Here is a 20,327-nt window from a genome sequence, read left to right as displayed (position 1 = left end):
GCCATGTCCGACCTGATCAGCCGCCGGACCCCGGTCACGTACTGACGCTCCGGCCCACGGGAAGGCCCGGTGCCGGGCGGGGAGGCCGCCGACCGGCCGCCCGATCGGCGTCCCGGCGGTGTGGGGACGTCCGGCGCCGGCCGGGGGTGACCCTCCCGCCCGGCCCGCGTCTCCCACCCGTCCGGCCGGCGTGCAGCCGGCCGTCTTCCGCGCCGCCGACCGCTTCCAGGGAAGTCCTCACGTGAAAACAACGACAGAGTCGCCGATCGAGTCTGCGCTTCCTCTCACGCCGCTGCAAGAAGGCATGCTCTTCCACGCCCTGTACGACTCCGAGTCGGTGGACGTCTACAACATCCAGACCGCCTTCGAACTGGGCGAGGACGTCTCGGCGGAACGGCTGCGCGCGGCCTGCTCCGGCGTGCTCGCCCGCTATCCCGCCCTGCGGGCCGGTTTCCGCCAGCGCAGGAACGGCCAGGCGGTACAGGTGATCCGGCGCGCGGTGGAGACGCCGTGGACGTGGATGGACCTGTCGTCGCTGCCCGACGCGATGGTCCGGGAACGGCTGCTGACCTTCGTCGAGGAGGAGCGGCGGCGCCGCTTCGACATGACGGCGCCGCCGCTGATGCGGTTCGCCCTGATCCGCCTGCCCGGCGGACGGCACGCCTTCGTCCTGACGTACCACCACATCCTGCTGGACGGCTGGTCGCTGCCGCTGGTGCTGCGCGACCTGTTCGCCCTGTACGGCCGCGAGGCCGCGACGGGCACGGACGGCGACACCACCGGTGACGGCGCCGACGACGCGGACGCCGGGCTCGGCCCGGTCACCCCCTTCGACACCTTCCTGCGCTGGCTCGCCCGGCAGGACCGCCCGGCCGCGGAGCGGGCGTGGCGCGACGCCCTGGACGGCCTGGACGAGCCGACGCTCGTCGCCCCCGGCGCGCTGCCCGCGGGCGCCGGGACCATGCCCGGCCTGACCACGGTGACGCTGTCCGAGCACACGACCGAGGCGCTGACGGCGACCGCCCGCAGGCACGGCCTGACCCTCAACACGGTGGTGCAGGGCACCTGGGCGCTGCTGCTGTCGCTGCTGACCGGTCGCGACGACGTGGTCTTCGGCCAGACCGTGCACGGCCGCCCGCCGACCCTGCCCGGAGCCGACTCCATCGTGGGCCTGCTGATGAACGCGGTCCCCGTCCGGGTGCGGATCTCCCCCGGCGAGTCGATGGCCGCGCTGTTCGCCCGCATCCAGGACGAGCAGTCGGCGCTGGAGCCGCACCAGTACCTGGGGCTGGCCGAGGTGCAGCGCCTGGCCGGGCTCGGCACGCTCTACGACACCTCCACCGGTTTCGGCAACGCGCCCTTCGACTGGGAGTCCGTGCAGCAGGGCACGCCCGGCCTGCTGGTGAAGGTGCTGGAGGACGAGAGCGAGGCGAACGGGCAGCAGCGGATCTCGGGCTCCACGCACTACCCGCTGAGCGTCGTCGCCGTTCCCGGGCCCCGGCTGCGGCTGGAGATCAACCACCGCACCGACGTGTTCGACGGCGAGCGCGTCGAGCTGGTCGCCTCCCGGCTGCGGTCGCTGCTCGACCTCTTCGCCGAGGCGCCGCAGACCCCGGTGGCGCGGATCCCGCTCATGACGGCCGAGGACCGGGACCGGATCCTGACCTCCTGGAGCCGCAGGCCGGACCGTCCCGCGTCCGGGCACGGGCCGATGACGGTGGTCGAGCGGTTCGAGGCCCAGGCGCGCAGGACGCCGGACGCCCCGGCGGTGGCCGACACGGAATGCTCGCTCGGCTACCGGGAGCTCGACGAGGCGGCCAACCGGCTGGCCCGCCTGCTGCTGGCGCGCGGCGTGCGGCCCGGTGACCTGGTCGCCCTGGCGATGCCGCGCCGCGCGGACCTGCTCGTGGCGATGCTCGCCGTCATGAAGGCCGGGGCCGGGTACCTGCCGGTCGATCCCGACTATCCGGCCGAGCGCGTCGCGTTCATGCTCCAGGACGCCGCCCCCGCCGTGGTGATCCGCGCCGGTGCCGCCGGCGCGGCGTTCCCCGGCGACCGCCCGGTGATCCCGATCGACGACGACGCGGTACGGGCCGAGCTGGCCCGGCTGCCCGCGGGCGGGCTGGACGACGCCGAGCGCGGCGGGCCGGTTCGCCCCGCCGACATCGCCTACGTCCTGTACACCTCGGGATCGACCGGCCGTCCCAAGGGCGTCGCGGTGGAGCACCGCTCGGTCGACAGCTACCTCGCCTTCGCCCGCGCCGCCTACCCCGGCCTGGCCCGGGAGGCGCTGGTGCACTCGGCTCCGTCGTTCGACCTCACCGTGACCAGCATGTTCGGCCCGCTGACGTCGGGCGGCCTGGCGCGGGTCGTCGACCTGAACGACTACGAGCACTCCGACGAGGCCACGGGCACCGCCCCGGCCTTCCTCAAGGCCACCCCCAGCCACCTGCCGGTGCTGAACGCGTCCCCCGAGCGGTGCTCGCCGACCGGCGAGCTGGTGCTGGGCGGTGAGCAGCTGCTCGGCGAGGCGCTGGCCGAGTGGCGCGGCCGTCACCCTGGGGTGACGATCGTGAACGAGTACGGTCCCACCGAGGCGACCGTGGGCTGCATGGAGTACCGCCTCGAACCCGGCGACCCGCTGCCCCGGGGCGCGGTGCCGATCGGCCGGCCCGTGCCCGACGCCTGCGTCTACATCCTGGACGGCTTCCTGCGGCCGGTCCCCCCGGGCGTCGCCGGGGAGCTGTACATCGGCGGGGACGTGCTCGCGCGCGGCTACGTCAACCGGCCCGGCCTGTCGGCGATCCGCTTCGTCGCCGACCCGTTCGGCGCGCCCGGCGCGCGGATGTACCGCACCGGGGACATCGCCTGGTGGCGGCCCGACGGCGTCATGGTCTACGGCGGCCGCGTCGACGACCAGGTCAAGCTGCGCGGCTTCCGGATCGAGCTGGGCGAGATCGAGGCCGTGGTCGCGGCGGACCCGGCCGTCGCGCAGGTCGCGACGGTGGTGCAGGAGGACCGGCGGGGGGTCCAGCGGCTGGTGGCGTACGTCGTCCTCGCCGACGGCCAGAACGACCAGGACGTCCGCGACGGCCGCGACGGGGCCGGGGACACCGCGACCGACTCGCTGGCCGGCAGGATCGCGGCGCGGCTGCCCGCCCACATGGTCCCCTCCGCGTTCGTCGCCCTTCCCGCCCTTCCGCTGACCCCGAACGGGAAGCTCGACCGGGCGTCACTGCGGCTGCCCGACGCGGCGGTGGACCCGGAACCGGAGCCCGAGACGACGCCGGACCCGAGGCCGGAGCCGATACCGGAGCCGGTGGCGACGCCCCCGGCGGCGGCGCGGGTGAACGGCTCCGCAGAGCGGCGTGAGCCCGCGAACGGCTCCGCAACGCGGCACGAGCCCGCGCCCGATGTGGCCGAGACGCTGGCCTCGCTGTTCGCGCAGGTCCTCGGCCTGGAGCGGGCCCGCCCCGACGCCGACTTCTTCACCCTCGGCGGCGACTCCATCACCGCCATCCAGCTCGCCGCCCGCGCCGCCAAGGCCGGACTGCGCCTCACCCCCAAACACGTCTTCACCCACCGCACCGCCACCGCCCTGGCCACCTTCCTGCGCGACCGCACCACCACCACCGCCACCCCGGCGGCGAACGGTTCCGCGGAGCGGCACGAGCCCGTACCCGACGTGGCCGAGACGCTGGCCTCGCTGTTCGCGCAGGTCCTCGGCCTGGAGCGGGCCCGCCCCGACGCCGACTTCTTCACCCTCGGCGGCGACTCCATCACCGCCATCCAGCTCGCCGCCCGCGCCGCCAAGGCCGGACTGCGCCTCACCCCCAAACACGTCTTCACCCACCGCACCGCCACCGCCCTGGCCACCTTCCTGCGCGACCGCACCACCACCACACCGGCGGCGCGGGCGGACGGGCCGGCCGGAGCGGGCACCGGCGAGCCGGCGGCGGAGACGATCCCGGCCACGCCGATCATGCACTGGCTGCGGGAACGCGGCGGCACCATCGACGCCTTCCACCAGTCGACGCTCCTGCGCGTGCCGTCCGGGCTCGGTACCGACCGGCTGGCCGTCGCGCTCGGCGCGGTCATGCGGCGGCACGAGGCACTGCGCACGCGCCTGGAGGCGGACGGGTCCCTCACCGTGCGGCCGGCCGGATCCGGCGAGCCGGGTGACCGGGTGCGCCGGGTCGACGTCCACGGGCTGAGCCGTGACGCGCTACGGGAACGGATCGCCGAGCACGCCCGCCGCGACGCCGCGGCGCTCGCCCCCCGGGACGGCGCGATGCTCCGCCTGACCTGGTTCGACGCCGGCGAGGGCCGGCAGGGACGGCTGCTGGTCACCGTCCACCACCTGGCCGTGGACGCGGTCTCCTGGCACATCCTGCTGCCCGACCTGTACGCGGCCTGGCAGAGCGTGACCGAGGGCGCCGAACCGCGGCTGGATCCGGTGCCGCTGTCGCTGCGGGACTGGAGCCGCGGGCTGCGGGCCGCGGCGACGACGCCCGCCGTGCTGGACGAGCTCCCGTACTGGCGCCGCGTCCTGGCGCCGGGCGACACGGCGCTCACCGGCACCGCGCCGTCCCCGGCGCGCGACCTCTACGAGACGGCCGGCGAGCTCAGCCTCACGCTCCCCGGGCAACTGACCGCGCCGCTGCTCACCACCGTTCCCGCGGCCCTGGGCACCCGTACCGACGAGGTCCTGCTCGCCGGTCTGGCGCTCGCCGTCGCCGCGTGGCGGCGGGCCCGGGGGCTCGGTGACGGCACGGGCGTGCTGGTCGACGTGGAGGGGCACGGCCGCGAGGAGATCACGGACGGCGTCGACCCGTCGGGCATCGTCGGCTGGCTCACCTCGCTGTACCCGGTGCGGGTCGACGCGGGCCTGCCCGGCTGGGACCCGGACGGCGACCCCGCGGACCCGCGCCTCGGCGACGCCGTGCGCCGGGTCCGCGACCAGCTCGGCGAGATCCCCCGGCGCGGTGTCGGTTTCGGCCTGCTGCGCCACCTGAACCCCGGCACGGCCGCCGAGCTGTCGTCCTACCCGGCCCCGCAGATCGGGTTCAACTACCTGGGCAGGCAGGGCGGGAACCCCGGCTCGTCGGACTGGAGCGTGGCGCCCGAGTCGGACGCGCTGCCCGTCGGCGCCGACCCCCGGATGCCGCTGCCGCACGTCGTCGAGCTGAACGCGACGGTCGACGACGGCCCGTCCGGCCCGAAGCTGGTCACCCACTGGTTGTGGGCCCGCCTGCTCCTGCCGGAGGAGGACGTCAAGGAGCTTGCCCGGCTGTGGTTCTCGGCGCTGTGCGCGCTGATAGCGCACGCGACGAGCGTCGCGCCGGCCGGGCGGGTGCCGGAACCGGCCCTCGTGGCGCGGGCGGCGGACCCCGACAGGGACCCGGCCCGGCTCGGGTCGCGGATCGGCATGCCGCTCAGCGAGGTGCTGCCGATGACGCCGGTGCAGGAGGGACTGTTCTTCCACGCCCGGTACAACAGCCAGGACCTCGACGTCTACAACGTGCAGATCTCCATAGAGGTGGAGGGCGCGCTCGACGTCGAGCGGTTCCGGGAGGCGTGCGACGCCCTGCTGCGGCGCCACCCGATGCTGCGCGCCGGTTTCCTGCGGCTGCCGTCCGGGGAGCCCGTGCAGGTCGTCCCCGAGCGGACGCGGATGCCCTGGTCGTCGCACGACCTGAGCGGCCTGGGCCCGCGCGCGCTGTCGGAACGGCTGGACGCGCTGCTGGAGGCGGACCGCAGGGAGCGCTTCGTCGTGGCCGAGCCGCCGCTGATGCGCTGCACGCACGTCACGCTGGCCCCGAACCGGCGCAGGCTCGTGCTGAGCATGCACCACCTGCTCGTGGACGGCTGGACCACCTCGATCGTGCTGCGCGACCTGTTGGCGCTGTACGAGCACGGCGGTGACGACAGCTGCCTTCCGGAACCGCCCCGCTACCCGGACTACCTGCGCTGGCTGGCCGCGCAGGACCGCGACGAGGCGCGCGCCGCCTGGACGGCCGCGCTGGACGGCCTCAAGGAGCCCACGCTGCTCTGCCCGGAGGCGGACATCGCGCGGGTCCGCGAGCTGCCCGAGCGCATCGTCGTCGAGCTCTCCGAGGCGGAGACCTCCGCGCTGGCCGAGGCGTCGCGCCGTCACGGCGTCACGCTCAACACCCTCGTCCAGGTGGCGTGGGCGCTGTGCCTGCACCGGAGGACACAGGCGCGGGACGTCACCTTCGGCGCCACGGTCTCGGGCAGGGGGGCCGACCTGCCCGGGGTCGAGGACATGGTGGGGATCTTCATCAACACCGTGCCGGTACGGGTGCGCCTGGACCCGGACGAGCCGGTGGGGGCGCTGCTGGAGCGTCTGCAGGCCGAGCAGGCCGAGCTCCTGCCGTACCACCACCTCGCCCTGAGCGACGTCCAGCGGGCGATGAGGCTGGGCCCGCTGTTCGACACCTGCCTGGTCTTCGAGAACTTCCCGGACGCCCGGAGCGTGCCGCCCCCGCCCCCCGGCTCCCCGTCGGGCCCGCCCGAGGACGAGCTGCGGCTCGTGGACGTCACCGGCCGCGACGCCTACCACTACCCGCTGAAGGTGATGGTGGTGCCCGGCAGCAGGCTCGTCCTGGACATCGGGTACCGCTCCGAGTTCCTCGACGCCGAGACCGCCGGGCAGATGGCCGACCGGTTGCGGGCGCTGCTCGTGGAACTGCCCGCGGCGACGGCGGACCCGGTGTCCCGGTTCTCGCCGCGGGTGCCGTCGCCTCCCGTCGCCCCCGGGCAGCGGCTGCTGTGCGAGCTGATCGCCGAGGTGCTGGGACGCGACGTCGTCAGCGCCGACGACGACGTGTTCGACCTCGGCTGCGACTCGACGACCGCGCTGCGGCTGGCCGGCCGGATGGAGCAGGAACTGGAGCGGCCCGTCGACGTCGAGACCGTCTTCCGCCACCGCACCGCGCGGGCCCTCGCCGAGGCGCTCGCCTGACCCGAACCGCTGGATCGAACACCGCGTGACGTGCGGGCGGCGAACGTGCCGCCCCCGAAATGGAGAAGGACGACCCATGACCAACCCCTTTGACAACGACAACGGCAGCTTTCACGTGCTGGTCAACGACGAGGGCCAGCACTGTCTGTGGCCCGCGTTCGCCGAGGTGCCGGCCGGCTGGAACGTCGTCATGGCCGACTCCGGCCGGCGCGCCTGCCTCGACTACATCGAGGCGAACTGGACGGACATGCGTCCCGCGAGCCTTGTCGACGCGATGGGCAAGGCGTAACTCTCTCTCGTCCTGAAGGGGCATTCACATGCAGCGGATCATGCTCAAGTCGAAGATTCACCGCGCCACGGTCACCGAGGCGAACCTGCACTACATCGGCTCGGTCACGATCGACCCCGACCTGATGGAGGCGGCGGACCTGCTGGTGGGCGAGCAGGTGCACATCGTGGACATCAACAACGGTTCGCGGCTGGAGACCTACGTCATCGAGGGCGAACGCGGATCGGGGATGATCTGCATCAACGGTGCGGCCGCGCGCCTGGTGGCTCCGGGCGACCTCGTCATCATCATCGGGTACATGACGGTCAGCGACCAGGAGGCCCGCGAGCTGGAGCCTCGGGTCGTCTTCGTCGACGAGCGGAACCGGATCGTGAAGCTGGGCTCGGACCTGGCGACCTGACCGGGGCGGTGAACGAGAGCGGCGGCCGGGTCCGATCCCGGCCGCCGCTCTCGTACGTTCCGGCCGCCTTCCGGCGGGGTCACCCTCCGGCGGGGCCGGAGGGTGCTCTCACGCGCGGGCCTGGCGGAAGCGCGTGACCACCGCGCTCGCGGCGACGAGGAGCACGCCCGCCGACATGGCGGTGTAGAACGCCTCCGGCGTCGTCCAGCCCTTGTTGAAGTCGGTCAGGAACTCCTGGTTGAAGATCATGTGGTTGTAGAGGATCCACGCCGCGGGCAGCGCGAACACCGCCTGGGCGGCGGCGTACCAGGTGGCCGTCGTGGTGGTCCACCTGCCGGCCGCGACCCGGATCAGGTTGAGCACGACCAGGGCGCCGAGCCCGGCCAGGACGGGCCAGATCCAGCCCGACCACAGCGCCGGGTCCAGGATCTCCATCCGCTCGCCGCCGTCGGTCACGTAGGGCCTGGCGGTGTGCTGCCAGACGATCAGGCCGAGCAGGAGGGCGTTGCCCACCACCGCGGCCAGGGCGCCCGCGCCGCCCTTCCTGTCGCGCTGGGGGACCTCGGGCAGGTGGTCGGGGGTCCAGCCGTCGCCCCGCGCGGTCACCGAGGCGCGGTAGCGGGAGCGCTCCACCAGGGCGAACACCACGGTGGGCCACGCGACCAGCTGGGCGCCGAGCGCGACGGTCATGCCGACGGCGGTCTGCAGCACCGCCCCGAGGTCCTTGCCGTCCACGATGTCGAGCACCACCAGGACGACGACGACCACCGGCAGCACGGCGGTCAGCAGGACCCTCATCAGCCGCCGGTAGGCGGGGTAGAGCGCAGGACCGATCAACGACAGCGGCCGGTCGGCGTAGCGGGCGGCGAGCCGGCTCGGGTCGCCCATCTCGCTGAGCACCTCGCGCTCCGTCGAGAGCGGGTCGGCCGCCGCGCGCGCCTCGATGGTGTCGGCGATCGTGGTGCGCAGCTCGTCGGCGATCTCGTCACGTTGGTCGGCGGGGACTCGTCGGATGACCTCCTGCACGTAGCGCTCGGTCAGGGTGTTCGAGCTCAACGCTGCGTTCGTGCTCAACAATCCTCCTTGGTCAGTTGTGAGATCGAGTCGACCAGCGTCTGCCACTCCTGGATCAGGCTGGCGCGCACCCGCGCACCCTCCGGATTGACCCGGTAGTACTTGCGTGGCCGGGCGTCGCTCGTCCTCCACTCGCTGTTCAGCAGACCTTGCTTTTCCAACCGCCGCAGCAGGGGATAGAGGGTGTTGCCGTCGACGGCGACCTCCGCGTCCTTCAGGGTCTCCAGGAGCGCGTAGCCGTACTGTGGCTCGTCCAGAAGGGCGAGACAGGCCAGGACGACCGTGCCTCGCCGCAGTTCCTGAACCTGGCTGAATATTACCTCGTCTGATACCACGTACAGCACTATACAGTACGGCGCACACTAATGTCTTGCCCCCGAATCGGACCGGTTCCGCGGCGCTCCGCGAGCCCGTCCGGAGCCCCGGGAACACTCCGGCCAGGCGATATGCCGGCGGCGGCGCCGGAGCGCGGCGGGCGGCGCCGGCCGGATCCGCGCCGAACCCGCAGGGCGGCAACTTCCCGCACGTGGTTGCCGGTGCTTTGTCCAGGTGTTTTGCCGGTGTGCTGCCTGTTCGATCCGGTGAGGCATCACCGAGCATCCATAAGGGGTTCGCGGCAGGAGCCCGGCCCGAACGGCGATGAGCGGACAGGGGGCGAATGGTGGAGCGGTCGCACCCGGAGGAGCCACGGGTCGTTGCGGAGCGAGCGGAGCAACCCGGGTCGCTGTGGCGTAACCGGGACTACATGGCCTGGTGGACGGGGAACGGGATGTCCACCCTGGGCACCGCCGTGTCGACCATCGCCTTCCCCCTGCTCGTCCTGCACACCACCGGATCGCTGGCCCAGGCCGGCAGCATCACCGCCGCCCAGATGATCGGCACGCTCGTCACCCTCGCGGTCGGCGGCGCGCTGGCCGACCGGGTGTCGCGCCGCCTGGTCATGACGGTGGCGCCCCTGGTCCAGGGGGTGGCGCTTGGCCTGGTGGCCCTGCTGGTCCACCGCGGGGCCCCCTCGATCCTGGCGCTCGACGCGCTGGCGCTGATCAGCGGGTTCGCGGCCGGGCTGCGCACCTCGGTCTCCATGCCGGCGCTGCGCCGCATCGTCCCCAAGGAGCAGGTCTCCACCGCGACGGCCCAGGGCATGGGACGCGACATGATCGCCCACCTCGTGGGCGCGCCCCTGGGCGGGCTGCTGTTCTCGCTCGCCCGCTGGGCCCCGTTCCTCTTCGACGCCCTGTCCTTCCTGTTCGTCACGGTCGGCGCCCTGCTGATCCGCCGGCCGCTCGGTCCCGACCGGGACACCGACGCGGGCAGACCGCCCGGCATGCTCGCGGACATCACCGACGGCCTGCGCATGATCCGGCGCAGCGACTACCTCATGTTCACGATCATCTGGGGAGCCCTGCTCAACGTCGTGACGGAGGGCTTCACCCTGCTCTTCATCGCGCTCGTGCACCACCGCGGCGGCGGGCCCGCTGCGGTCGGCACCGCGACGTCGCTCGCGCTGGTCGGCGGCGTCATCGGAGCCGTCGCCGGCCCCTGGATGATCCGCAGGCTCGGCGCGCGACGGGTCCTCACCCTGTCCGCCTGGGTCGTCACGGCGACCTTCGCCATCACGGTCTGGACGCCCCAGCCGTGGCAGATCGGCGTGGTCACGATGATCGGGATGATCAGCATGGTGCCGCTGAACGTCGTCACCGAGTCCTACCAGGTCCGTCTCGTCCCCGACGCCTACCTGGGCAGGGTCGCCGCGACGAACCGGTTCTGCGTCCAGGCCGTGCAGTGGTCCGGCCCGCTGGGAGCGGGCTTCGCCGCCGACGCGATCGGGGTGCCCGGGGCCGTCCTGATCCTGACCGCCGTCATGGCCGTCCTCGCGCTCGCGCTGTGGACCTACAGGCGCCGCCTGGACATCCTCGACGTCCCGCTGAGCGAGGTGCGGGAGCTCGACCCACCGGCCCCCGGCCCACGGGAGAGCGCCACGAGCGCGGCGAGCACAGAGAACGCGGCGAACGCGACGAGCGCCACGCGCACGACGAGCACGACGAGCACGACGAGCACGACGAGCACAGGGAACACGGCGAGCGCAGGAAGCGCGACGAGCGCGGAGAGCTCGCCGGAACGCCACGACGACCGCGAGCCGAGCGGACGGCTCTCATGAGGGAGACCATGGAGAGCCTGGTCCGGCCCATCGACCTGACGCGCGTGTCCGAGGACCTGCGGACCGGCGCGATCGACCCGCGGGAGTACGCGGCCGCGACCTGCGAGCGTATCGACCACCTGGACGGCGTCGTCCAGGCGTTCGTGCCCGAGACCGGCCGGGCCGGACGGTTGCACCGGGCCGCCGAGGCGCTGATCGCGTCCGGCGCCGAGCCGGACGGCGGGCGACCCCCGCTGTTCGGCGTCCCGGTCGGGATCAAGGACATCGTGCACGCCGACGGGCTCGACACCCGGGCCGGTTCGGCGCTGCCACCGGAGGTCCTGCGCGGTGAGCAGGCCGTCGTCGTGGACCGGCTCGTCGCGGCCGGTGCCCTCGTCGCCGGGAAGACCGTGACGGGCGAGTTCGCCGTCACCGCGCCCGGCCCCACCCGCAACCCGCACCGGCCCGGCCACACCCCGGGCGGAACCAGCAGCGGATCGGCCGCGGCCGTCGCCGCGGGCATGGTGCCGCTCGCCGTCGGCACCCAGACCATCGGGTCCCTGATCCGCCCCGCGGCCTACTGCGGGGTGGTCGGCTTCAAGCCGAGCCACGGGCGCATCCCCACCGACGGCGTGCTCCCCGTCTCCCCGACGTTCGACACCCTCGGGGTCGTCACCGCGGGGGTCGCGGGCGCCGCCCTGGCCGCCGCGTGCCTGTGCGACGACTGGCGGCCCGAGCGGGCCGGGTCCGGCGCGCCGGTGCTCGGCGTTCCCGACGGCCCCTACCTGGGCTTCGCCGAACCGGAGGCGCTCGCCGCCTTCGAGGAGCACGTGGCCCTGCTGCGCGCGGCCGGTCACCGGGTCGTGCGGGTGCCCATGTTCGAGCACTTCGAGCAGGAGGCATTCGACCTGGTCATCATCAACCTCTACGAGGTGGCCCGCTCGCATGCCGGGTGGTTCGACCGCTTCGGGACGTCGTACGACGAGCGGACCGCGGAGGTCGTCCACCAGGGCCGGAGCATCGCGGAGTCCGACCACGCCGCGGCGATGGAGCGGCGGGACGCCTTCCGCGACCGCCTGGCGGCCGAGACCGACCGGCACGGCGTCGACCTGTGGATCGCCCCCTCCGCCACCGGCCCCGCGCCCGCGGGGCTGGAGAGCGCCGGCGACTCGGTGATGTCCCTTCCGTGGAGCGGCGCCGGCCTGCCCTGCCTCACGATCCCCGCCCCCCGCCCCCCGGGCGCCCTGCCCCTGGGCCTCCAGTTCGTCGCCCGCGACGGCGACGACGAGCGCCTGCTGGGCTGGGCGCCGGAGCTGGAGAGGGCTCTGTCGCCGCAGGAAACGGTCACCGTAGGGAACAGGAAGGACAACGCATGAGCGTCCCCGTGGAGATGGGCATCGTCGCGACCGGAACGGCGTTCGGCGAACAGCTCGGAGTGGCCGAGACGGCGGCCCGGTACGTGAGCGACCCCACGTTCGTCCTCAGCCTGGGCTTCGACACCTACCACCGGCTGGCCGACGGCCGCACCTCGATCGAGCTGGCGGCCGAGGCGGCCCGCGACGCGCTGGACCGGGCCGAGGTGGGCATCGACGACGTGGACCTGATCGTCGTCGGCAACTCCGACATCCCGGAGTACCTGGGCTGGGACTCCTCGGCGGCGGTGGCCAGGGCGCTGGGGTCGTACGGCACGCCCACCGTGCTCATCACCCAGGCCTGCGCCGCCTGGTCACTGGCCTTCGACCACGCGGCCGGCGCGATGGCGCTCTCCCCCGAGGTCGGCACCGTGCTGGTGGTCATGGTCAACGTGGTCAGCGAGCAGCACAGCAACCGGATGGCCTTCGGCGCCAGCGTCGCCAGTGACGGCGCCGCCGCGGTCGTCCTGCGGCGCGGCCACCCGCGCCTGCGCAGGCTCGCCTCCGCGCACTACACCAACCCCGAGTTCGCCGACCTGTTCCGGCTGGAGTACGGCGGCTCGGCCGTTCCCGAGCCCCCGGAGGGCGAGCACAACCTGAAGGTCGACCCGATGGCCGGGGTCTACCGGCACTTCGGCCGGGAGCCCAAGCAGTTCAAGGCCTTCGTGGACGAGATCAACGGGCGGCTCGCGGACGTGGTCGACCTGGCCTTCACGCGCGCCGGGAGGGACCGGGGCGAGCTCGCCCGGCTGATCTTCCTCAACGACAACCGGCAGGCGATCCGGGAGGCCGCCGATGCCGTCGGCCTCCCGCTCGAGCGCACCAACGCCGAGCTGGCCCGCAGGTACGGCCACATGGGAGCGGCCGACCAGCTGGTCTCCCTCCGGCACCACCTGGAGGCCGGGGAGCTGGTGCCGGGCGATCTGGTGGCCCTCGCGGGTCTGGCGGTCCCGGGCATGCACTGGTTCTGCACGCTCATCGAAGTCTGACGCGGTGAACCGGCCGACGGCCGCTCACGCCCCCCTGAGAGGAACGAAAATGCCCCCCGAGCACCGAACCTCGACGACGGAGGTCCCCGTGGTCTCCGAGGAGGAGATCGCCCGGTTCGTCGCCGAGCACTTCCTCGACGACGACGACGAGGACGTCGACGCGGAGGAGGACCTGCTGGCGCGCGGCGCGATGGACAGCCTCGGCGTGCTGCACGTCGCCGCCTGGCTGGAGAAGCGGTACGCCATCACCCTCCCGGACGACGAGCTGACCATCAGGAACCTCCACTCCGTGCGCACCATCCGCGAGACCGCCGAGCGGGCCGCGGCCCGTGCCGGAGAGCCGTAGGCGAACCGCTCGCCCCGGCGAGCCCCGATCACGCCGCCCGGACCACCGCCAGGGCCGGGAGGCCCGCGCGTGCGCGGAGCCTGCCGAGCGGCCGGCACGGCGATGAACGACCCCAGAGGGAGTGATTGGCTTGTCCACTAAAGCTGTGAAAAACATAGAATTATCACTTTTGTCCGATACGGAGGTGAACTCCCTCGGGGTCGCGCGGGAACTGGAACGCCACGGACTCGCGCCGGGCGACCGCGTGGTGCTCAAGGCCGACAACTCCGCCGGGTACGTGCACACATTGCTGGCCCTCGCGCACTGTGACGCCTCCATCGTGCTCCTGGACCACCGACTGACCGGTGCCGAGACGCGCAGGGTGATCGACCAGTGCGACGTCCGCTGGGTGATCGCCGACGGCCCGGACGAGGAGGATCCGGCCGGCGCGCCCCGCTTCCTGCTCATCGAGGACCTGACGGACCCCGTGCCGCCCTCCCCGGACGCCGGGACGGGAACCGGACCGGACCTGTCGCGGTGGCGCCGCCGCACCGACGCCCTCATCGCCTGGTCGACCGGGTCGACGAAGGAGCCCAAGGCCATCGTGAAGTCGGGAGGGGCGTTCCTGACGAACCTGGAGCGGACCCTGGCGCACATGGGCTACCGCGACGACGACGTGCTCCTGCCCCTGCTGCCCTTCTCCCACCAGTACGGCCTCTCCCTGGTCTTCCTGGCGCACCTCGCCGGCGCCTCGCTGCTGGTCACCCCGTACCGCAGGATCGACCTGTCGCTCGCGGCCGCCGCGGCCCACGGCGCCACCGTCGTCGACGCCACGCCGGCGACGTACCGAAGCCTGCTCAACCTGGCCGAGCGCAACCCGCGGCTGCTGGAGTGCCTGCGCGACGTCCGCCTGTGGTGCACCGGCGGGGCCCCGCTGGACGGGTCGCTGTCGCGGCGGTTCGCCTCCGTCATGGGCGCCCCGCTGCTGGACGGGTACGGCAGCACCGAACTCGGCAACGTCTCCTTCGCCACCCCCGACAACCCGTCGGGGTGCGGCAGGACCCTCGACGGGATCGAGGTCAGGGTGGCCGGTGAGACGGGCCCGCAGAACACCGGCGGCACCGGCGTCCTCGGCGGGCCCGGCGGGCCCGGCGGCATCGATCTCGACGCCGCGGGCACGGCGGACGACGGGTTCGGCGAGATCTGGGTGAGGTCCCCGGACGTCATGGTCGGCTACCTCGACCCCGACGGGAGGATCCAGGAGCAGACCGGCGAGTGGTACCGCACCGGTGACCTGGGGTACCTCTCCGACACCGGCGACCTGTACGTGATCGGCCGCTCCCAGGCCGTCCACCGGATGGGTCACCTCATCTACCCCGAGGCCCTGGCGGCGAAGGCCGGTGCCTGCGGGCGCCAGGTGGTCGTCGTCCCGGTCGACGACGAGCGGTGGGGCAGCCGCCTGGTGTTCGTCGTGGTGGACCCCGACGGCGGCGACCCCCAGGAGTGGAAGCGGACGTTCTGCTCGATGCTGCCCTCGTTCGAGCATCCCAACCAGGTGGTGGTCGTCTCCGACCTCCCGCTGAACCGGAACGGGAAGGTCGACGTCAAGCAGCTGCGCCTGCAGAACGAGCACCCGGTGACCGTGGGCGACCTCGCCCGGAGCGGGGCCCGGCTGTGAGAGTCGCCTCATCACGAGGATCGGGACGACGGGTCGTGGTCACCGGCTACGGCGCGGTCACCCCCGTCGGCTCGGACGTGCCGACCATGTGGAAGGCACTGGTGTCCGGGCAGAGCGGGGTCGGCGAGATATCGGGGTTCGACACCACCGGCCTCCCGGTGACCATCGCCGGGGAGGTGCGCGACTTCGACCCCCTCGACTTCATGCCCAAGCGGGCGACCCGGCGCCTCGACCCGTTCGCCCAGTACGCGCTCGCCGCGTCGGTCCAGGCGATGACCTCGGCGGACCTGCCCTTCCCGGCGTCCCGGGCCGACCGGATGGGCGTGCTCATCGGGTCGGGGTACGGGGCGGAGAAGACGCTCACCGCCGCGGTCGAGACGCTGAACGCGGACGGTCCCCGCGGTGTCACCCCGTACTTCGCCGTCAGCGGCGGGATCAACTCCGCGGCGGTGGAGGTGGCGATCCGCTTCAGCGCGCAGGGCCCCTCCGGCGCGATGAGCACCGCCTGCGCGACCGGGGCCACCTGCATCGGCGAGGCCGCGCGCATGATCATGATGGACGCGGCGGACGTGATGATCGCGGGTGCCTCGGACGACTGCCTGACCCGGCTGGAGATGGTCTCGACCGCCAGGACGGGGGTGCTGTCCAAGCGCAACGACAGCCCCGCCGAGGCGAGCCGGCCCTTCGACCTGAACCGCGACGGGTTCGTGATGAGCGCCGGAGCAGGAGTGGTGGTCCTGGAGGAGGCCGAGCACGCGCTGCGCCGGGACGCCGAGATCCTGGCGGAGATGGTCGGGTACGGCGCGACCACCGACGCCTACCACCTGACCACCCCGGAGCCGGACGGCCGGGGGCTGCAGCAGGCGATGCGGCTGGCGCTGTCGAACGCGGGCATGGACGCCGGCGCCGTCGACTACGTCAACGCGCACGCCACGGGGACACCGACCGGGGACCGAGCCGAGATCACGGCCCTGCGGGGGGTGCTCGGGGAGCACGTCACGAAGATCCCCATCAGCTCGGTGAAGTCCGCCCTCGGGCACATGATGGGCGCGGCCAGCGCGATCGACCTGATCGCGACCGTCGAGACCCTGCGCACCGGAATCGTGCCACCGACCACGAACTGCACGCACCCCGAGGACCCGGCGCTGAACTTCGTCTCCCAGGGCCCCGAACGGCACAAGGTCAACACCGCCATGAGCAACTCGTTCGGGTTCGGCGGTCACAACGCCGTACTGGTGGTCACGTCGTTCGACGGCTGAGCGGGTCCCGCCCGTACATCTCCCCCGGCGGCATCCGCCGCGCACGACCGGCACAGAAGAAACGAAAGGTACCCACGGCCATGAGCAACGTACACGACGAGCAGATCGCGGCCGAGAACCGCTACCGGATCAAGACGGACTGCACCTCGGGGACCGGCCTGGTGGCCGGCACGGTCATCGAGGCCGGCAGCGAGGTCATGACCCTGCACGACTGCGTCCCCTCGACCGCCTCCAAGTACACGATCCAGGTCAACCAGGATCTGCACGTCATCGGATCGGACATCCGCTTCCTGAACCACTCCTGCCGGCCGAACACCTTCGTCGACACCACCGCGGGCAGCGTCATCAGCATCCGCCGCATCCTGCCCGACGACGAGATCACCTTCTTCTACCCCTCCACGGAGTGGGAGATGTCCATGCCGTTCGACTGCAGGTGCGGCTGGGAGGAGTGCGTGGGCGAGATCAAGGGCGCCGCCTTCCTCGACCCCGAGACGTCGCACCGGTACCGGCTCAACAACCACATCGTCATGCTGATGACGGCGCGGGAGAACGGCCAGGCCCTCGCGTTCGAGGGCCTGGCGGCCGAAAAGGCCGAGCCGCTTCCATGACGATCCATCACGACACGCGGCCCGGCGCCCCGATCGGGAGCCCGGGCCGGACCGGCGTACCGGACGCCACCGCGTCCGGCACCGGAGGTCGCCGCCTGATCGAGGGACTGACCGGGCACGGTGTGGACACCGTGTTCGGCATCCCGGGCATCGACAACCTCGAGATCTTCCGGCACCTCGGGGGGAGCGGCATCAGGCAGGTCACCACGCGCCACGAACAGGGCGCGGGGTACGCGGCCTACGGGTACGCCAGGACCACCGGGCGGCCCGGTGTCGTGCTGACCACCTCCGGCCCCGGCCTGCTCAACGCGGCGGCCGCGGCCGGGCAGGCGTACTCCGACTCCGTCCCCGTGCTGTTCCTCTCGGCCGGTCCCCCGCTGGGACAGCGGCCGGGCGACGGGCTGCTCCACGAGGTCAAGGACCAGTCCGGCGCGATGAACGCCATCTGCGCCTGGAGCGAGCGCGCCACCGGCGCGGAGAGGACGGCCGAACTCCTGGACCGGGCGTTCGGCGAGTTCTCCCGCCGGCGCCCGCGTCCCGTCCACATCGAGATCCCGGCCGACGTCCTGGCGACGGAGACGTCCTGGTCCTCCTCCCCGGCGGGGTCCTCCGCCGGTGGGCCGCCTGTCGCGCGGGCGGGGGACGACGACGTCCCCGCGGCCGTCGAGGTCGGGCCCGCGGCCCGGCTGCTCGCGACGGCGCGCCGCCCGGTGATCGTCGCGGGCGGGGGCGCGGCCGGCGCGTCCGCCCTGGTGACGCGCCTGTCCGAGGAACTCGGCGCCCCGGTCGTGACGACCGCGAACGGAAAGGGAGTGATCGACGAGTACCACCGCAACGCGCTCGGCGCCGTTCTCCACCTGGAGTCCGCGCGCGCGTTCCTGCGCCGCGCGGACGTCGTGCTCGCGGTCGGCACCGAGCTGGCCGACACCGACACCTGGTCGGGCCCGCTGGAGCTGCCCGGCGACGTGGTGCGGGTGGACATCGACCCGGAACAGGGCCATCGCAACGCCGTCGCGACCTGCGCGCTGATCGGTGACGCGGGCAGCGTGCTGCACGACCTGCTGGCCGCCCTCGGTCCCGGACCGGACCGGGCCGGGACGCGGGAGGAGTACCGTCGCGAGATCGCCGGGGTCCGCGCCGGGATCGAGGCCGAGCACGCCGGCCAGGGCGCGCGGTGGACCGGGCTGATCGACGCGATCCGGGAGGCCACGCCGCCGCGCACCGTCCTGACCACCGACAGCGCGATGGTGTGCCACTACGGCGCCATCAGGGGGTTCAGGGTCCGCCATCCCCGCTCCTTCGTGCATCCGACCGGGTTCGGAACGCTCGGGTTCGCGCTCCCGGCGGCGATAGGGGTCCTGGTGGGCCGTCCCGACCTGCCGGTGGTGGCGCTCACCGGCGACGGCGGCCTGCAGTTCACCGTCAACGAGCTGGCGGGCGCCGTCATGCTGGGAAGACCGCTTCCCGTCGTCGTCGTGGACAACGGCGGATACGGGTCGGTGCGCAGAGAGCAGTCGCGCATGGGTTTCCCCCCTCTCGGCGTGGACCTGCCGAGCCCCGACTTCACCACCCTGGCCCTGGCCTACGGCGCCCACGGCGTGTCGGCCCCGACCCTCGACGCGGTGTCGGCCGAGCTGTCCGCGGCGCTGCGGCGCAACGGGCCGACCCTGATCACGGTGCCCGATCGTTCTCTCGACCCGGAGGGTCACCATGACTGATCCCTATCTTCAGGTGACCTGGACGGACCGGGAGACCGGCGCCGTGGGCCACCTGGTGATCGACCGCCTGCTGGGCGGCGTCTCCAGCGGGGGCCTGCGCATGCGGCCCGGATGCACGCTCGGCGAGGTGGCGGACCTCGCCAGGACGATGAGCCTGAAGGAGACGCTGGTCTACCGGCCCACGGACCGTTACGTCCCCTACGGCGGCGCCAAGGGCGGGATCGACTTCGACCCGCGCCACCCGGACGCGCGCGCCGTCCTGACCAGGTACCTGGAGGCGATGAAGCCCCTGGTGCAGACGTGCTGGGCGACGGGGGAGGACCTCGGCGTGCAGCAGCGGACCCTGGACGAGGCCGCCGCCGAGGTGGGGATCGCCTCCAGCGTGCAGGCGGCGCTGCCGCACGTGCCGGACGGGGCCGCGGCCGGGCTCGCCCGGCTGGAGGCCGGTTTCGCGACCCGGGTCGACGGGATCTCCCTGGCCGACCTCATCGGCGGCTACGGGGTCGCCAGGGCGACGATCGCCACGCTGGAGCACCACGGCGACCCCGCGGACCGGGCGACGGCGGCGATCCAGGGCTTCGGGACGATGGGCGGCGCCATCGCCCGCTACCTGTCGGCCGCCGGGCTGCGCGTGGTGGCGGTCGCCGACGCCCAGGGCGTGGTGGCCAACCCCACCGGGCTCGACGTGGAGCGCATGCTCGCGCACCGCACCCCGGACGGGCGCGTCGACCGCGACATGCTGGGACCGTACGACGAGGAGGTCACCTCCGACTGGCTCTCGACACCGTGCGACGTGCTGGTGACGGCCGCCGTCCCGCACGCCGTCGACGCGGGCAACCACCACCTGGTGAAGGCGCGCTACGTCGTCGAGGGGGCCAACATCTCGATAACCCCCGAGGCCGAGCGTGAGCTCTTCACCAGGGGCACGGTGGTCGTCCCGGACTTCGTCGCGAACTGCGCGGGCAACGCCTGGTGGTGGTGGACCCTGTTCGGGGACATCGAACCGACCGCCCCGTCGGCGTTCGGGCACGTCTCCTCCGTCATGGAGGACCTGGTCTCCGGCGCGCTCGGCGGCGCGCCCGGCGACACCAGGACCCCGCGCGAGCGGGCGACGGCCCGCGCCGAGGCCAACGCGGCGCTCGTGAGGGAACGCCCGAGGAACCGGCCCGTCCCCGCGGGCTCCCGCTGACCCGACCCGGTTCCCCGGCCCGCCTTCTCCCGGCAAGGGCCGGGGCCGGGGAACCGGGGTGGGAACCGGGGTGGGAACCGGGGTGGGAACCGTACAGATTACTCGCCGGTAATGAGAATTGCACCGCCTTCTCATTCTCGGTGCCGGCCCATACGCTGCCGTCACTGAAGCGCTGCGGCCGGTGCCGTGCCCGGGACCGGAGCCCGGACGAGCCGTCGTCACGCACGCCTCACACCCCCCGCCCCGAGCCCGTCCAAGGAGTGC

General features: G+C 73.2%; 14 protein-coding genes. 12 read left to right on the top strand and 2 right to left on the bottom strand.

Annotation, left to right across the window (positions count from 1 at the left end; all coding sequences use genetic code 11):
* Positions 1–118: 118 nt before the first annotated feature.
* The 3 genes from ABD832_RS13010 to panD all read left to right on the top strand — a co-directional run bounded on the left by ABD832_RS13010 (position 119) and on the right by panD (position 7,674).
* Positions 119–6,985, top strand: a complete 6,867-nt coding sequence (locus ABD832_RS13010; protein ID WP_344893308.1) for an amino acid adenylation domain-containing protein — start codon at positions 119–121, stop codon at positions 6,983–6,985.
* Positions 6,986–7,061: 76 nt separating this feature from the next.
* Entirely contained in the window at positions 7,062–7,274 is a 213-nt protein-coding gene (locus ABD832_RS13005; RefSeq protein ID WP_344893305.1) for an MbtH family protein, read from the top strand.
* 28 nt (positions 7,275–7,302) lie between these two features.
* A complete protein-coding gene (gene panD / locus ABD832_RS13000; protein ID WP_344893302.1) occupies positions 7,303–7,674 on the top strand; it encodes an aspartate 1-decarboxylase in 372 nt (123 codons plus the stop codon).
* A 108-nt stretch (positions 7,675–7,782) separates the two neighbouring features.
* On the opposite strand, the gene ABD832_RS12995 is transcribed toward panD, so the two are convergent.
* Entirely contained in the window at positions 7,783–8,748 is a 966-nt protein-coding gene (locus ABD832_RS12995; RefSeq protein ID WP_344893299.1) for an HAAS signaling domain-containing protein, read from the bottom strand.
* Positions 8,745–9,083: a PadR family transcriptional regulator gene (locus tag ABD832_RS12990; protein WP_344893296.1), complete on the bottom strand. Its 339-nt coding sequence runs from the start codon at positions 9,081–9,083 to the stop codon at positions 8,745–8,747. The genes ABD832_RS12995 and ABD832_RS12990 overlap by 4 nt, the downstream gene beginning before the upstream one ends.
* Positions 9,084–9,493: 410 nt before the next feature.
* Between ABD832_RS12990 and ABD832_RS12985 the strand changes: the two genes are divergently transcribed.
* The 9 genes from ABD832_RS12985 to ABD832_RS12945 all read left to right on the top strand — a co-directional run bounded on the left by ABD832_RS12985 (position 9,494) and on the right by ABD832_RS12945 (position 20,063).
* Positions 9,494–10,906 (top strand): MFS transporter, encoded by a 1,413-nt coding sequence (locus tag ABD832_RS12985; RefSeq protein ID WP_344893293.1) that lies wholly within the window; start codon positions 9,494–9,496, stop codon positions 10,904–10,906.
* On the top strand, positions 10,903–12,261 hold the full coding sequence (locus ABD832_RS12980) for an amidase (protein WP_344893290.1): 1,359 nt from the start codon (positions 10,903–10,905) through the stop codon (positions 12,259–12,261). Before ABD832_RS12985 ends, ABD832_RS12980 begins: the two co-directional genes overlap by 4 nt.
* On the top strand, positions 12,258–13,286 hold the full coding sequence (locus ABD832_RS12975) for a 3-oxoacyl-ACP synthase III family protein (RefSeq protein WP_344893287.1): 1,029 nt from the start codon (positions 12,258–12,260) through the stop codon (positions 13,284–13,286). The genes ABD832_RS12980 and ABD832_RS12975 overlap by 4 nt, the downstream gene beginning before the upstream one ends.
* 49 nt (positions 13,287–13,335) lie before the next feature.
* A complete protein-coding gene (locus tag ABD832_RS12970; RefSeq protein ID WP_344893285.1) occupies positions 13,336–13,632 on the top strand; it encodes a phosphopantetheine-binding protein in 297 nt (98 codons plus the stop codon).
* Between the two features lie 184 nt (positions 13,633–13,816).
* A complete protein-coding gene (locus ABD832_RS12965) occupies positions 13,817–15,289 on the top strand; it encodes a class I adenylate-forming enzyme family protein (RefSeq protein ID WP_344893283.1) in 1,473 nt (490 codons plus the stop codon).
* Between the two features lie 35 nt (positions 15,290–15,324).
* Positions 15,325–16,548, top strand: a complete 1,224-nt coding sequence (locus ABD832_RS12960) for a beta-ketoacyl-[acyl-carrier-protein] synthase family protein (RefSeq protein ID WP_344893281.1) — start codon at positions 15,325–15,327, stop codon at positions 16,546–16,548.
* 80 nt (positions 16,549–16,628) lie between these two features.
* Positions 16,629–17,156, top strand: coding sequence for an SET domain-containing protein-lysine N-methyltransferase (locus tag ABD832_RS12955; RefSeq protein ID WP_344893278.1), 528 nt, complete (start codon positions 16,629–16,631; stop codon positions 17,154–17,156).
* Positions 17,153–18,874 (top strand): thiamine pyrophosphate-binding protein, encoded by a 1,722-nt coding sequence (locus ABD832_RS12950; RefSeq protein WP_344893275.1) that lies wholly within the window; start codon positions 17,153–17,155, stop codon positions 18,872–18,874. The genes ABD832_RS12955 and ABD832_RS12950 overlap by 4 nt, the downstream gene beginning before the upstream one ends.
* A complete protein-coding gene (locus ABD832_RS12945) occupies positions 18,867–20,063 on the top strand; it encodes a Glu/Leu/Phe/Val dehydrogenase dimerization domain-containing protein (protein WP_344893271.1) in 1,197 nt (398 codons plus the stop codon). Before ABD832_RS12950 ends, ABD832_RS12945 begins: the two co-directional genes overlap by 8 nt.
* Positions 20,064–20,327: the final 264 nt, after the last annotated feature.

The sequence above is a fragment of the Streptosporangium longisporum genome (genome assembly GCF_039534895.1).
GTDB lineage: Bacteria > Actinomycetota > Actinomycetes > Streptosporangiales > Streptosporangiaceae > Streptosporangium > Streptosporangium longisporum.
Note: the sequence above shows the minus strand (reverse complement) of the source record. Positions and strands in the feature narration are given on the sequence as shown.

What these genes read in the sequence shown, in the direction of transcription:
- ABD832_RS13005 (WP_344893305.1), top strand. Translation starts at nt 7,062, where the DNA reads ATGACCAACCCCTTTGACAACGACAACGGCAGCTTTCACGTGCTGGTC.
- panD (WP_344893302.1), top strand. Translation starts at nt 7,303, where the DNA reads ATGCAGCGGATCATGCTCAAGTCGAAGATTCACCGCGCCACGGTCACC.
- ABD832_RS12985 (WP_344893293.1), top strand. Translation starts at nt 9,494, where the DNA reads ATGGCCTGGTGGACGGGGAACGGGATGTCCACCCTGGGCACCGCCGTG.
- ABD832_RS12980 (WP_344893290.1), top strand. Translation starts at nt 10,903, where the DNA reads ATGAGGGAGACCATGGAGAGCCTGGTCCGGCCCATCGACCTGACGCGC.
- ABD832_RS12975 (WP_344893287.1), top strand. Translation starts at nt 12,258, where the DNA reads ATGAGCGTCCCCGTGGAGATGGGCATCGTCGCGACCGGAACGGCGTTC.
- ABD832_RS12970 (WP_344893285.1), top strand. Translation starts at nt 13,336, where the DNA reads ATGCCCCCCGAGCACCGAACCTCGACGACGGAGGTCCCCGTGGTCTCC.
- ABD832_RS12955 (WP_344893278.1), top strand. Translation starts at nt 16,629, where the DNA reads ATGAGCAACGTACACGACGAGCAGATCGCGGCCGAGAACCGCTACCGG.
- ABD832_RS12950 (WP_344893275.1), top strand. Translation starts at nt 17,153, where the DNA reads ATGACGATCCATCACGACACGCGGCCCGGCGCCCCGATCGGGAGCCCG.
- ABD832_RS12945 (WP_344893271.1), top strand. Translation starts at nt 18,867, where the DNA reads ATGACTGATCCCTATCTTCAGGTGACCTGGACGGACCGGGAGACCGGC.